We start from the raw sequence: 14,496 nt of genomic DNA, 5'->3' as shown, positions 1-14,496 counted from the left end.
TTAATCTTTTATGCTTAAACAAACCTTGCTTGCAGGAGCGTTTGTGCTGGGAAGTATCGCTTCCCATGCACAGGCGATCTCCCCCACTCCCGATCAGATCAAAGCCTACACGTCCGGCTGGAAAGGAGAACGTTCGCCCGACGGCCGACCGCGCGTTTCCGACGCGATCCTGGCCCGGCTGAAAAACATTTCCATGGAAGAAGCCTGGGGCGTACTGCGCAACAAAGGCTACCACAACCAGTTTGAAGGCGAATGGCAGCTGATCCACAATGACAGTGCCATGACCGGTCGTGTAGTAACTGCGCAATACATGCCCGCCCGCCCCGATTTACAGGATCTGATCAAAGAAACCGGTAAAAAGGAAGGCCGCGTGCAAACCGGCGGCACCAACTCCTGGCCCATCGACGTGCTGAAAGAAGGTGATGTGTACGTGGCCGACGGCTACGGCAAAATCGCCGACGGTACGCTTATCGGCGATAACCTGGGCAACTCCATTTATGCCAAATCGAAACGCGGGGTGATCTTTTACGGCTCGGTGCGCGATGTGGAAGGGTTGAGCGAGATCAAAGGATTTAATGCTTGGATCAAAGGCCAGGACCCTTCCTACATCCAGCAAATGATGCTCACGAACATTAATACGCCGATCCGCATCGGTCGTGCGGTGGTGCTTCCGGGGGATGTTGTTTTGGCTAAAAAATATGGTACAATCTTCATTCCGGCACATTTGGTGGAAGACCTCGTGATTACGTCGGAGGTAACGGCGCTGCGCGACGAGTTCGGCCACCTGCGCCTGCGCGAGGGCAAGTACACGCCCGGAGAAATCGATACCAAATGGTCGGACACCATCCAAAAGGACTTTCTCAACTGGGTAAACAACTACCCCGGCAAGCTGCCGATGACGAAAAAGGAATTGGATGATTATTTGAAGGAGAGAAATTATTAACTGCTGTAAGCAATAGGCTTTAAGCAATAAGCCGTAAGATATAAGCATCAATTTATACGTAAAACGTTTTTCGAACCAGGCGGTATATATTAAACTTATAGTCTAAAGGCTTATAGCTTAAAGCATAAAGCTTACAGCTTAAAGCATAGCAAAATGAAAAACATCTTAAAACAAATCATTGAGTCGAATAAACAGGTTGAGAGCGCGGAAAAAGCGGCGGCAGCGGCGGAGATCGCTAATCCTTCTACCAGAGACAGCCGTCGTAACTTTTTGCGGAAAACGGCGGTAGGCGGGATTGCATTAGGCGGATTCATGTCGATGTCTACGGAGGATACCATTGCACAGGCGACTTCCAAAGTGAGCCGTGCTTCGAAGCCTTCTGAATTGAAAATCACCGATTTACGGTACTGCATTGTGCAAAATGTGGGCCGCACGCCGATTATCCGCATCGATACCAACCAGGGCATTTACGGTCTTGGCGAGGTGCGCGACGGGGCCGATGAGCGGTACGCATTGTTCCTGAAAAGCCATTTGCTGGGCCAGAATCCCTGTAATGTAGAGCAGTTGTTTAAATCCATCAAGCAGTTTGGTTATCACGGACGCCAGGCGGGTGGCGTTTGCGGGGTGGAAATGGCGCTCTGGGACCTCTGCGGCAAAGCTTATGGCGTGCCTTGCTGGCAGCTGCTCGGCGGACGCTACCGCGACAAAGTTCGCTTGTACGCGGACACACCGGAGTCGAACGACATCAACGAGTTTAAGCAAAAAATCAAATTCCGTACGCAGGACCAGGGTTATACCTGGCTAAAAATGGATATTTCGATCGGCATGCTGCGAAACAATGAAGGCAGCGTCGTGAATAACAAGGTATGGGGCGGCGGTTTCTCGCAATGGGCCGGCGACTACCATTCCTATGCCAATACCAAACACCCTTTCACCGCGATCCAGATCACGCCGAAGGGGTTGGATGAAATGGCGAAAGTAGTGGAAGAAGTACGCGGCGTGGTAGGCTATGAAATACCGCTCTCTTCCGACCATTATGGCCATTTTGACCTAAACAACGGCATTCGCCTCGGTAAGGCCCTCGACAAATACCGCCTCGCGTGGTTCGAGGACATGGTACCCTGGGAATACACCGACCAATGGAAAACCATTTCCGACGCGCTGGAAACGCCAACGCTTACCGGTGAGGATATTTACCTCAAAGAAGGTTTCAAGGCGTTGATCGAACAGCGCGCGGTGGATATCGTTCACCCCGACCTTGCTTCATCGGGCGGGTTGCTGGAAACCAAACGCATTGGCGACTACGCAGAAGACCACGGGATTGCCATGGCGATGCACTTCGCTGGAACGCCGGTGAGTTTTATGGCCAACGTGCATTGCGCCGCCGCTACGCAGAACTTCCTGGCACTGGAACACCATTCGGTAGATGTGCCGTGGTGGGAAAGCCTGGTGAAAACCACGGACGGCCGCAAACTGATCGATAAAGGGTACGCGCCGGTGCCGCTGGAAGCGCCGGGTCTTGGCATCGAGCTGGTGGAGGAAGAGGTAAAAAAACACCTGCATCCGAAGGATAAATCTTTCTTCGCGCCAACCCCCGACTGGAACGAAAAACGTTCGCACGACCGTCTTTGGAGCTAGCTTTTTGAAAGTTGGTAGGGCGTAATGTCCTACCAACTTTCGGCTTAATTCAGTATTTTGCGCGCTTCACTCTCATATGTACTGATGAAGAACATTCGCAACGTACTGTTTTACTGCATTACCATCGTTATTTTCTCGGCCCTGCTTTACTTCTTTATCCGACAGGGCACTTTTCTCGAGAAAGCCGGCCAGATCACCCAAAAAGCACAAACCATCTCCTCCTGGGAGCAATTTAAAGATACATTCGAGCACAATCTCACGCACCCGCTCGCCACGCTCCTGGCACAAATCGTCACCATTATTATCGTAGCGCGGCTGTTCGGCTGGATCTGCAAACTCATCGGCCAGCCGACCGTGATCGGTGAAATCGCCGCCGGGATTTTCCTTGGGCCTTCCTTGCTGGGAATGTTCCACCCGGAGGTTTCCGCATTCATTTTTCCTAAAACTTCACTGAGCAATTTGCAGTTTCTCAGCCAGGTAGGGCTGATCCTTTTCATGTTCATTATTGGCATGGAACTTGATCTGAATGTGCTCAAAACCAAAGCGAAGGAAGCGGTTGTGATCAGTCACGCAAGCATTATGCTGCCCTTCGTGCTCGGGGTTGGGCTGGCGCTGTATATGTATACCGAATTTGCGCCCGAAGGGATCAGTTTCCTTTCGTTTGCTCTTTTTACAGGCATTGCATTGAGTATCACGGCATTTCCGGTCCTGGCACGCATTGTGCAGGAACGCGGGCTCTCGCGGACGCGCCTGGGTATGATGGTGATCACCTGCGCAGCCACCGACGATATTACCGCCTGGTGCATCCTAGCAGCAGTAATCGCGATCGTCAAAGCGGGGGAATTTGTGAGCTCTATCTACACCATCGTGCTTTCCGTCGGGTATGTGCTGGTAATGCTGCAAGTGGTCAAACCATTGCTGAAACGTGTCGGCGACCACTATGCGTACCGCGAGGGACTCACAAAGCCGGTAGTAGCCCTTTTCTTTCTCGTTCTCCTCATTTCCTCCTACTGTACGGAAATCATCGGTATCCACGCGCTTTTCGGGGCATTTATGGCAGGGGTAATCATGCCGGCGAACCAACGTTTCCGCAATATTTTTATTGAAAAAGTTGAGGACGTCTCGCTGGTACTGTTATTGCCGCTATTCTTTGTTTTTACAGGTTTAAGAACGCAAATAGGCTTGCTCAACGACCCTCATCTGTGGTTCGTCACCGGGCTGATTATCGCGGCTGCGGTTGTGGGCAAATTTGTTGGAAGCACGATAGCGGCCTTATTTGTCAAACAATCCTGGCGCGACAGCCTCATCATCGGGTCGCTCATGAACACCCGCGGACTGGTGGAACTGGTGGTACTTAATATCGGGTACGACATTGGCGTACTTTCACCGGAAATCTTCACGATGATGGTGATCATGGCGCTCGCAACTACCTGCATGACAGGCCCCGCACTCGACCTGATCGACAAATTTCTTCCTGCACGCAAGGGCGAAGACCTCCATCCGGTACACGAGCCATCCCGCTTTTCGGTGCTGATCGCCTTCGCAAGCCCGCAAGGCGGCCGCAAAATGCTTCGCCTGGCCGACAAGTTGGTCTCAAAACAGCCTGACGAACATCATATTACCGCATTGCACCTGTCGCCCAGCAGCTACCTGAACCAGGTTAACACAGAAGAATACCAGTACGAAACTTTCCGGCCGATCACGGAAGAAGCACACGGGCTGAATACCAGCTTCACGACGCTTTTCAAACCCTCTCAGAATATAGAACACGATATTATCGAAATTGCCAATGAAGGTGACTACGACATGCTCATGATCGGGATCGGGCGATCGGTTTTCGAGGGTACTTTTTTGGGCAGAATATTGGGTTTCACCTCCAAATTCGTGAGCCGCGAGCGCCTTTTCGACACCATTACCGGCAAGGAAAAGCTTTTTCACGCAGACGTTTTCGACGAACGTACGACGCACATCATCAGGTCGGTTAAAGTACCTGTCGGCATTCTGATCGAGAAAAACCTCGAACAGGTGAAGGACGTGTTCATGCCGCTTTTCGCACCCGAAGACCGCATACTCCTGCCATTCGCCGAGCGTCTTACCTCCGTAACGGGCTTGCAGGTGACGATCATGGACCCGTCGCAAACCGTAAGCCAGCACCTGGAAACCGGCGATGCATTGAAAGCATTACAGGAAAAATCACCCGAAAACCTGACGCTGCTTTACGAAAACGTGCTTGAAAAAGAGTTTCTGCAAAGCAAGGACCTGATGGTGATCAGTCTTAAAAGCTGGATCAAAGCGGTCGAATCGCATAGCGTGTGGCTTTCTTACTCCCCTTCCGTTCTGATTATACGCGGTTGAAAATGAGGCTTTCCGGTTTTCTGAAAGCCGGAAAGTCGCCCCGACGGGTTTTTAAAAGGAATAATAAGTGTTTATTTTACAGTAGCGACGCTAGCATTCCAACTCTATGATCCCATTTCTAAGCCAAAACCGCTTTACGAAGTCCATTAACCCGCAAACAATCCTTTTCTTCTTCCATAACTTCTTCACGAATGTCGGTACCACGCTGGTGTATGTCTCCGCCAACGTGCTCCTGCTCGAAAACCATCCTGAATACTCGTTACCACTTGCCTATATCGCCGCGGCGCTGGCCGTGATGGCTTCGGGCAAGATTTACGAGTATTTCGAACACCATCTTTTGCTCAAAAAGCTGAGCCTCGGCACGATGCTTTCGGCCCTGTTTATGGTGATCGTGGTAATAGGCTTGCTGCTGCTCGGACACGGAGTGGCCACCGCTATTGCCGTGATGGTAGGTTACCGGATCATTTACCTGCTGATAAACCTGGAATTCTGGGGCCTATCCGCCTTGGTTTTCGACGTGCGCCAAAGCAAGCGGCTGTTTAGCGTGATCGGATCCGGCGACATGCCTGCCAAAGCGCTGGGCGCAGTTCTTGCCGTGTTGATCCACTCACCATCAGTACTGGCTATCCTGCTCGTTATCTCACTGGTTTTCTTTGCATTGGCATTCTATACCCAGATCCTTACATTCCGCCATACCGACATTCCCAACCCACATCAGGCACGCACCCGGCAGACCAACTCCGACTCCCGCATTATCCAGAAGTACTTTGGCGGAAACAAGCTGCTCACCTCGCTTTGCATCGGTATGGTTGCCATTGCGGCCACCGCGACCTGGATCGAATACCATTTTTTTGTGAATGTCAAATACAAATTCCACAGCCAGCACGACGTGATCTTCTTCGTCGGTTCGTTGCTGACGGCTACCTATGTGGTCTCGACGTTTGTCAAAATGCTGTTTTCCAGTAAAACCGTGGAGCGTTTCGGGATCAAGCTCACCCTGTACCTGCTGCCCCTGACGACCATTGCTATCTCACTAGGTTTGCTCGTATCGTCCTATTTCCGCAAAGACGAGCCTTCACTGCTCGTTTATTACTGCATTGCCTATCTGCTTTTCGAGCTGGTAAGAAGGACCATTTTCGATCCGGTATTCCTCGTTTTGTTCCAGCCCCTTTCCACCAAAACCCGTTTGATGGGCCATACGCTCGCCAAAGGCCTTTTTGAACCGCTGGGGATGCTCATTGCCGGGGTGATGCTCTGGATCGTCTATACGCAGCATTGGAGCAACATCAGCCTTACATTCGACCTGTCCCTGCTGTTCGCATTGGGTGCGCTGTTTGTGTTCCGGAAAACCTATCGGCATTATATGCAGGAGCTGAAATCGGCGATCAGCAAAAGGTTCATCCGCAGCGGTGAACTCGCCTCCCCGGCCGAAGCATTGCCTATTATCACCGAAAACCTGCAAAGCGACCGCAAGGAAGAGGTTTTAAATGCGATCGACTGGCTGGCGCGGAACAAGGTATCGCTCTTCCGGAAACATGCCGGAGAGTTGCTGAAAAGTCCGTTCGTACAGGTCAGGTTAAAGACGCTGCAAACGCTTTCGGCACTCGACAAGCCGGAGCTTTCAGGCACATTTATTCAGTATATTGAAGACGAGCCCGACGCCGCCTGCCAGGTGCTCGCTGTGCGCCTCGCCTGTGCAAACAGGCGCCTGTCCGACGAACAGACCGCGCGCTTCCTCGCGCACCAGGACCTGGATATTGTAAAAGGCACCATTATCGGTTGCTGGGAAGCCGGAAAATCGTTGCCGCTCATACATGGGACATTGCAAAGGCTTTTCGGCTCGGAGCAGGAAAGTCATCAGCTGGCGGCACTCGACTGCCTGAAAGTAACGGGCATTAATTCCTATGAAAACCTGCTCAAAAGCTGCATTCAAAACGGCTCGCAACGGGTGCGCAACTACGCGATCGAAGTAGCCGCGACGGTGGGCTCCCCCACCCTTCTGCGCGACCTGCGCCTCGTACTTACGGGCACATTAACGCCCGCAACCATTCACGCGATGATCAATTCCGGCGACCTCGGCATCCGTATTATCGAGGAATGGTTGCAAAAAGATACTACTGGCGACCGCATCCGGACCTTCATTAAAACGGCAGAAAAAGGTAGACATGAATTTATACTTCAAATACTTTTTAACCTTATTAAAAATATTTACCAGCATAAATTTTTAGTTAATACTGAAAATACCACCGGTATTAAAAGAAAAGAAAGTAATATCCATATCAACCATATCGACAGCTTCACCCATATTGCAGCCCTCAAATCGCTCAGTAACTATACGATAATATCTGATTATAAAGTACTTATACCAGAATTTGTAGAAAAGGAACTCATTCATGCGGGACAGTTGCTCAACGGAATGGACGCTTCGGAAAGCGATACCACCTGGAATAATGCCCTGGAATACGAACTGGAACTGACGGCTCAGCGGCTGTTTTACCTCTTCATGATGCAGTACGACAAGGAGGCTGTGCAGAGTGCCTGGAAAGGTATCCGGCATGCGGGCAAGGAGAAACGTGCCAACTCGCTCGAATTGATCGAGAGCTTTCTACCGCGCATGCTGTACCCGTCACTGCACGCATTATTTGAAAATATTTCTATTCAGAAAAAGCGCGACGCCTTACGCCAGTACATGGGCAATGCCGATCCCGGACTGTCGCTGGTGACTACCATTCTTGCACAGGAAGAGCGGGCGTTCACGACCTGGACCATCGCACTGGCCGTTGGTAAATGCGACATTGCCGAGGCCGATCTGGTACATCTTGAAAAGCTCGCCAACCATTCGGTACGGCTGATACGCGAGGCCGTGCAAGCAAAATATGCAATCCTGGCCCAGCGCCCAGACCTTAAATTCACGCTTCGAATCCCTATGAAACACGCCGAACCTACCCAGCAGATTTCCGAAATGGAAAGGGTGATCGTCCTAAAAAACACCCAGCTTTTCGCGCAGACACCTGAGAACGTCCTCAGCTCCATTGCCCCGATCATGAAGGAAGTGACTTACAGCGATGGCCAGGAGATATTTGCCAAAGGCGACATCGGCGATTCGATGTACATTATTTATACCGGCCAGGTAGGTATTTACGACGGGCCAAAACAGCTCGCCCTGTTCGATAAGGGGGAGATTTTCGGCGAGCTTGCATTGCTTGATACCGAGCCGCGTTCGGCGACCACCGTCGCTGAAACCGACGCACTGGTATTCCGCATCGATCAGGAGGATTTCTTTGAATTGATGGAAGAACGCGACGAAATCCTGCGCAACGTGCTGCGCATCCTGTGCCAGCGTATACGTGTACAGAACGAGAAAATGCGCCGGTTATAGGGCGCGCGCAGTGTTTTTGAGGTGCTGGAGATGCTGTCGCTTGATGGTATCCCGGCGCTTCCGCTCCGAAACCGTCCAATAGGAATGCCCTTCCAGAAACCGGACCTGCACCGAATCCCACGCAGGAATGTCCTCCACCATATCCCGTACTTTCAATTCTTCATATAAAGTCGCCGCAATGGGTTCGAAATCGTCGCGGCCGAGGTAATCCAGGTCGGCGTCGCAAAGGATCATTTCCAGGGCATTTTTGGGGGTTTGGCGAATTCTGGTGGCCATGATCATCCCGCATATTGTTTCGATCTGCTTTTCTGTGTAAGCAAACCCGGGCAAAACCTCACGTGCAATGGCGCAACCCGCTTCTTCGTGGCCCTGATAGGTAGTAAGGAAACCGCTGTCGTGGAATAACGACGCAGTTCGCAGCAAATGCAACGATTCTTCGTCGGTAACACCTTCCAAAGCGGCAATTTCCGCCGATGCATTCACCACATCGAGCGTGTGATGGATACCGTGGTAAAACAGTGTGCGGTCGAGCCGTTTTTCCAGCTGTTCGAGGATGTATTGTTCAGCACTTTCGATTTGCATAGCTATTCGTCCACTTCGTAAATCAATACGGGTTTCGATTTGTTTTTAAGGTTAACTTCACCTACCAAACTGCACTTGAACGCCTCTTTAAGCTTCTCGTAAGCCGTATCAGGCACTACCACCTGGCCCGGTTTGGCAATGGATTGCAAGCGTTGCGCCACATTTACGACGTCGCCGATCACCGTATAATCCAGCCGTTTCAATGCGGCGGAACCGATGTTGCCCGAGACCATTTCGCCCGAATTGATGCCTATCGAAACCTTTGGGTAATAGCCAGATTGATCGGATAATTCTTCTTTAAAACCATTGATATGGTTACGAACCGCCAGCGACGATTCGACGGCACGGTCGAGGTGGTAATCGCCACGAAAAACGGCCATTACGGCATCTCCCATAAACTTGTCGACGTGGCCTCCCTGCGCGATAATCTCCTTTACCATCACATCGAAATACTTATTGATCAGCTTCACGACACGGTCGGGCTGCTCTTTTTCGGAAATGGCAGTAAAGCCGCACATATCCATAAAAACGACCGTTCCTTCGATGTTTTCGCTCGTCATGAGCGACTTTTCGAACGTCTCCTGCGTCATAAATTTCAGTACCGACGCATCGACATACATCCGCAGAATATCGTTTTCGCGAACTGCTTTCAGCGTGTCTTTCAATTGCGCTACATATTGCAGCGTTTTCTCCATCGTCACCTCCAGATCACGGAAATCGATCGGTTTCGTGAGGAAATCGAATGCGCCGCGGTTCATGGCCGTACGGATATTGTCCATATCACCATAGGCGGAAACGATCACGGATTTCAGGATCGGGCTCAATTCGCTGATCCGCACAAGGAGCGTCAGGCCGTCCATTTCGGGCATATTGATGTCGCTCAATACCATATCGACGTCGGGGTGCTCTGCCAGCATTTCGAGCGCTTGCAGGCCGTTTTCAGCAAAAACGAATTCATATTGCTGTTCGCGGATCTGCCGCCTGAACTTCTGCTTGATAAGCAGTTGCAGGTCGGCCTCGTCGTCCACTACGAGTATTTTGGCTTTCATAACAGGAGCAGTTTCTCTTTCAATTCGTTAAAATTGACGGGTTTGGTCAAAAAGTCATCGGCGCCGAGCTGTATGGCCTGATCGTGATTAGCCGCGTCGCCATAGGCCGTGATCATCATCACCTGCGGAGGCGCAGACGGGTGATCGGTACGGATGCGTTTCAGCAGCTCGATCCCACTCATACCGGGCATATTAATGTCAGAAAGGATCATAACCACCTCTGAGGGATGGTTTTGCATATATTCCAGCGCTTCCTCGCCTGAAAATGCGAACGAAAACTCGAACTGCCCGGCGCGGATTTCGCGGCGGAATTTCTGCTCAAAAAGCGATTTGACGTCTTCCTCGTCGTCAACAACCAGTATTTTCATATTCGGCTGGGGTTAATCAGGCGATAGGTATCGTAATGCGGAATTCCGTTTTTTCTCCTTCCACGGTATCCACTTCGAGTACGCCACCGTGGCCGTTCGTAATGATATCGTAGCTCATCGAAAGGCCCAAACCGGTACCCTGACCGGTCGGTTTCGTTGTAAAAAACGGCTGGAATATCTTCGCTTTCACGTGTTCCGGCATGCCCGTTCCATTATCTGAAACCCTGATATATAGTTTGTTATCAAATTTCTTGGTACTGATTTTAACCTCCGGCTTGTACTCGCCCAGCTGACCTGCTTCGGTCAGTTTTCGCTTTTTCTCCGCAACGGCATAGAATGCATTAGTGAAAAGATTGAGAAAAACCCGGCCCAGGTCCTGTGGCAGCACATTGACCGTCCCGATCGTCGGGTCGAAATCGGTAACCAATGCCGCATTGAATTCCTTGTCCTTCGCGCGCAGGCCGTGGTACGCGAGGCGCATGTACTCGTCCGCGAGCGCATTCACCTCCACGGGCTCCTTCTCGCCCGACGATGCCCGCGAGTGTTGCAGCATTCCCTTTACGATCGAATCGGCGCGTTTACCGTGGTGCGTGATTTTCTGCTGGTTCTGGCTCAGGTCGCTGATAATGCCCTTGATATAGTCTTTGTCGTTTTCATCGATTCCGGTCTTATCGATCTCCTCTTCGAGCTCCTGACAGAGCTCCACCGACACTTCCGAGAAATTATTGACAAAATTCAGCGGGTTCTGGATCTCATGGGCAATACCGGCCGTAAGCTCGCCCAGGGAGGCCATTTTTTCGCTCTGTATCAACTGGTTCTGGGTTGCCCTTAGTTCTTCGATGGCCTTTTGAAGCTCTTCTTTCTGCCGGGTCAGCTCCTGCGTGCGTTCGGCCACCAGGTATTCCAACGATTGCTTCTGCTCTCTGGCTATCTCCTCGTCACGCAGGCGGTCGCGCCGTTCCTGTGCCAGAACCTTTTGCTGCTTCCTGGCATAAAACCATATCACGAAGCAAAAAATCCACGCAAACAGAACAGCCATGCCGAAAATCTCATCATAGCTTTTATGAAATTTAGGAAAAATCAGTTCGAAGATGTCGCTCACCATCGATACGCCTACGAACGGAACAACGGATTGGTAAGCGGAGCGAAAAGATTTGAAATCGTCTTCCTTGTGAAAAACCCACAGCAACCCGAGCAGTGAAAGGTTCCAAACCCAGGTAAACATCTCTGGCTGCTTTGCTATATAGTAGATTGCCAGCAGGGCAAACACGTAAAAGCGCGCATACTTAAAAAAGTTGGCCCATTTTGGCAGCTTGTCGGTATGCAGCATGGCCTGCTGGGCGAATTGGACGAGAAAGAAGGCTATGATAAAATGCATGCAGATGATCCGTATAAACTTGTTCGCTTAGGCTAAATGCTCCGTTGAACCGGCAAAGTAGCTATTTTCCCCCGCAAATTCAGTCCTGATAGCCGAACAGGCACATTTGCGCTCCCTCTAATTTATTTCTAACCGTTTTTTAATGCAATTATAAAACTGTTTTAATACGATTTTTAGCACAGCTGAGAACCTTTGCCGCAGGTAATTCAAACTAAACGAACATGTGCTATCCAGTTTTAAAGCGGGTTCTCATCCTGGTTCTGGTGGGAACGGCGTCGGCAAGGGCCCAGACAACCTACAATTTGCAGCAAGCTCTGCAGACGGCAAAGTCCAATAACCCCATCCTGAAACGCGAGCAATTCAATGTCGACATTTCCCAGGCCGACATTACGACCGCCCAGCTCCGCCCCAATGTGATTCTGAACAATCAGTCGTTGCAGCTGGTGCAATCTTCCAAGTTCCCTGAGAACACCGGCTGGTTCAACGGCGCCAACCGGCAGATCTGGTGGCAGCTTACCAAGCCTTTTCAGTTGCCTGTACAGAGAGAGAACAAGATCAATTTTGCACAGCAAAACGTCAGGCTCACCCAAAAGCAATATGCCGACACGGAACGACATCTGTTTCAGACAGTTGCGCAGAAATGGCTGGATGTTTGGGCGGCACGCAAGCAGCTCGATTTATTGGGCACTGCGAAGGCTAATATCGACTCATTGGCCAATATCAACCGGCTACGTGTGAAAAATCAGGTCATTACCACCACCGACCTCGCGCGTACGGAGCTGCTCGCGAACCAGTACGACATTCAGCTTAAATCGGCATCGCAGGAATACCGCAACCAGCTCTCCAACCTGAAATTCCTGATGGGTGTGCAAGACTCGGTCCGGATCGATACCACCGACCAGTTTGCATTCGCATTCCCCAACCAGATGGATGCCATTGTAGAGCAAGCCTTGCAGAACCGTACCGATATCCAGGCCATCAAGTCGACAATGGACGTAGCCGATGCGAACATCAAACTGCAAAAATCCAGCGCATTGCCTGTGCCGGAACTCGGGCTCATTTACAACCCGCAGAACAAGGCGCATTACACGGGGGTGTACGGAACCATTGAAATACCTATTTTTTCAAGAAACCAGGGCGAGATCAAAAAGTCGCAGGTTTTAAAACAGCAAGCCGAACAAGACCTCCGCGCTACTGAAACGCAGGTACAGACCGAAATCCTTACCGCTTACAAAAGTTACGTCACGCATAGACAAAACTTACAGAATTTCAATCAGTTACTAACTCAATCCCAAACAATTCTGAACAGTGTTAAATATTCTTACCTCCGTGGCGGTACGACGATTATCGACTTCCTGGAAGCCCAGCGCAGCTGGCTCGATACGCAGCAGCAGTATTACGATGTCCTCGGGCAGTACCGCCAGAGTTACATCGACCTCCTTTACGCATCCGGAATGATCAATCAAATCGCGCAATAATCATGAAGAACATACTCGTTTGCACCTGCCTGGCCATGACATTAATCGCAGGCTGCAAAAACAAGGCTGCCAACAAACCCGCACAGGACAATTCCACGCCGGTCGTGAATGCGTCGGGTACCAAAATATCTTTTCCCCTGGCCGAAAGCGCAAATTTTTTCCAGACCGAGAAAATTTCCAACTCCTCGCTGATGGCGAATGTGACCGCACCGGCCAAGGTCTCAGCCACTGTTTTACGCTCGGATGAAGGCGCTTCGGGCAATATCGTCCTTTTCGACAATCCTGAGCTTGCCGGCAATTACACCCAGCTTTTGCAGCATCTGACGATGATAAACCAAATCCAGAACATCAACATCCGTCAGCGTAAAACCGAGCTTTCCCGCATTAAGGATTTGCAGGAACACGGCGCCGCCACCGGCAAAGACCTGCTCGAATCTCAAACCGCACTTTCGATGGAAGAGACCAACCTGATCAACGAACGCGCGGCCATTATCGAGCATGAAACCAAGCTGAAAGCAGGCGGTTTTGAACCCAAACAGCTTCGCAACGCGCCCGCTGGTACCGCTTACATCATTTGCGACGTGCCCGAGAGTGATATCAGCCAGGTCAAAAAGGGCAGCAAATGCACGATCCAGTTCACCGCTTTCCCGAATGAAAACTTCACGGGTACCATCGATGATATTGCCGACCTGGTGGACCAGACAACCCGGATGATCAAGCTGCGTGTGAGCATCAACAACTCCAACGGCAAGTTGAAAGCGGGGATGTTCGGTACTGTCGCGTTCGGTTTGAGCGAAGGTAAAAAGCTCAGTATCAATAAAGATGCATTGGTTACCGTGCAGGGACGCAACTATGTGTTCCTTAAAACGGCGCCCCAGGTTTTCGAGCGCCGCGAAGTCAATATCGGCGACCAGATTGGCGACCGGATCGTCACATTCAGCGGCCTGAAAGAAGGCGAGGATGTGGTGACCAAGGGCGTCATGCAACTCAAAGGTTTATCGTTTGGCTATTAAACCCCTCCGGATATGCTTCAAGCCCAGATCTTTATCAGTGCCGATCACTGGAAGGACGAAATCCCGCTATTTGAATACATTATGCAGTTTCTGGTGAAACAGAAAGTGCAGGGCGCCACAGTTTACCGCGGCCGTCTCGGCTTCGACGGCAAGCACCTGAGCCGCCCCAACGACCTGTTCAGTTTCGACGAAACGCCCATGGTCATTTCCTTCATAGACGAGGAAGAAAAAGTTAAATCCGCCTTGACATTGCTTCGGAAAGAGGTGAAAAGCGGGTTTATAGTCACCAACCATGTAGACAAGTGGATTTAAA

The 14,496-nt window shown here is 50.9% G+C and carries 11 protein-coding genes; 7 read left to right on the top strand and 4 right to left on the bottom strand.

The genetic code is table 11. The features are described 5' to 3' along the window. The first annotated feature begins 10 nt into the window (after nucleotides 1-10). The 4 genes from AAHB90_RS16440 (at nucleotide 11) to AAHB90_RS16425 (ending at nucleotide 8,315) form a co-directional block, all read left to right on the top strand. Nucleotides 11-943, top strand: a complete 933-nt coding sequence (locus AAHB90_RS16440; protein WP_342086299.1) for an RraA family protein — start codon at nucleotides 11-13, stop codon at nucleotides 941-943. Nucleotides 944-1,096: 153 nt separating this feature from the next. After that, nucleotides 1,097-2,581, top strand: a complete 1,485-nt coding sequence (locus AAHB90_RS16435; protein WP_342086298.1) for a mandelate racemase/muconate lactonizing enzyme family protein — start codon at nucleotides 1,097-1,099, stop codon at nucleotides 2,579-2,581. Between the two features lie 84 nt (nucleotides 2,582-2,665). Beyond that, a complete protein-coding gene (locus tag AAHB90_RS16430; protein WP_342086297.1) occupies nucleotides 2,666-4,936 on the top strand; it encodes a cation:proton antiporter in 2,271 nt (756 codons plus the stop codon). A 106-nt stretch (nucleotides 4,937-5,042) separates the two neighbouring features. After that, on the top strand, nucleotides 5,043-8,315 hold the full coding sequence (locus tag AAHB90_RS16425; RefSeq protein WP_342086296.1) for a cyclic nucleotide-binding domain-containing protein: 3,273 nt from the start codon (nucleotides 5,043-5,045) through the stop codon (nucleotides 8,313-8,315). Here AAHB90_RS16425 and AAHB90_RS16420 read toward each other — a convergent pair. Genes AAHB90_RS16420 through AAHB90_RS16405 form a run of 4 tightly spaced genes read right to left on the bottom strand, consistent with a single transcriptional unit; the run spans nucleotide 8,310 to nucleotide 11,692 of the window. Then, nucleotides 8,310-8,897 (bottom strand): HD domain-containing protein, encoded by a 588-nt coding sequence (locus AAHB90_RS16420; RefSeq protein ID WP_342086295.1) that lies wholly within the window; start codon nucleotides 8,895-8,897, stop codon nucleotides 8,310-8,312. The genes AAHB90_RS16425 and AAHB90_RS16420 overlap by 6 nt on opposite strands. Nucleotides 8,898-8,899: 2 nt before the next feature. Then, complete coding sequence (locus tag AAHB90_RS16415) at nucleotides 8,900-9,946, bottom strand: adenylate/guanylate cyclase domain-containing protein (protein WP_342086294.1); 1,047 nt, start codon at nucleotides 9,944-9,946, stop codon at nucleotides 8,900-8,902. Next, entirely contained in the window at nucleotides 9,943-10,314 is a 372-nt protein-coding gene (locus AAHB90_RS16410) for a response regulator (protein ID WP_342086293.1), read from the bottom strand. Before AAHB90_RS16410 ends, AAHB90_RS16415 begins: the two co-directional genes overlap by 4 nt. Before the next feature lie 16 nt (nucleotides 10,315-10,330). Further along, nucleotides 10,331-11,692 carry a sensor histidine kinase gene (locus AAHB90_RS16405; protein ID WP_342086292.1) on the bottom strand — a complete coding sequence of 454 codons (1,362 nt, stop codon included), beginning with the start codon at nucleotides 11,690-11,692 and terminating at the stop codon, nucleotides 10,331-10,333. 221 nt (nucleotides 11,693-11,913) lie between these two features. Here AAHB90_RS16405 and AAHB90_RS16400 point away from each other — a divergent pair, with 221 nt between their 5' ends. The 3 genes from AAHB90_RS16400 to AAHB90_RS16390 are packed head-to-tail and all read left to right on the top strand — an operon-like array spanning nucleotide 11,914 to nucleotide 14,495. Continuing rightward, entirely contained in the window at nucleotides 11,914-13,170 is a 1,257-nt protein-coding gene (locus AAHB90_RS16400; protein WP_342086291.1) for a TolC family protein, read from the top strand. Nucleotides 13,171-13,172: 2 nt separating this feature from the next. Beyond that, the gene (locus tag AAHB90_RS16395) at nucleotides 13,173-14,183 is read left to right on the top strand and encodes an efflux RND transporter periplasmic adaptor subunit (RefSeq protein ID WP_342086290.1); all 1,011 of its coding nucleotides are present in this window, start codon (nucleotides 13,173-13,175) and stop codon (nucleotides 14,181-14,183) included. A gap of 12 nt (nucleotides 14,184-14,195) precedes the next feature. Further along, on the top strand, nucleotides 14,196-14,495 hold the full coding sequence (locus AAHB90_RS16390) for a DUF190 domain-containing protein (RefSeq protein ID WP_106598220.1): 300 nt from the start codon (nucleotides 14,196-14,198) through the stop codon (nucleotides 14,493-14,495). The last annotated feature ends 1 nt before the right edge of the window (nucleotide 14,496 follow it).

It is taken from the genome of Dyadobacter sp. OTU695 (genome assembly GCF_038440355.1).
In the GTDB taxonomy this organism is placed as follows: domain Bacteria; phylum Bacteroidota; class Bacteroidia; order Cytophagales; family Spirosomataceae; genus Dyadobacter.
Note: the sequence above shows the minus strand (reverse complement) of the source record. Positions and strands in the feature narration are given on the sequence as shown.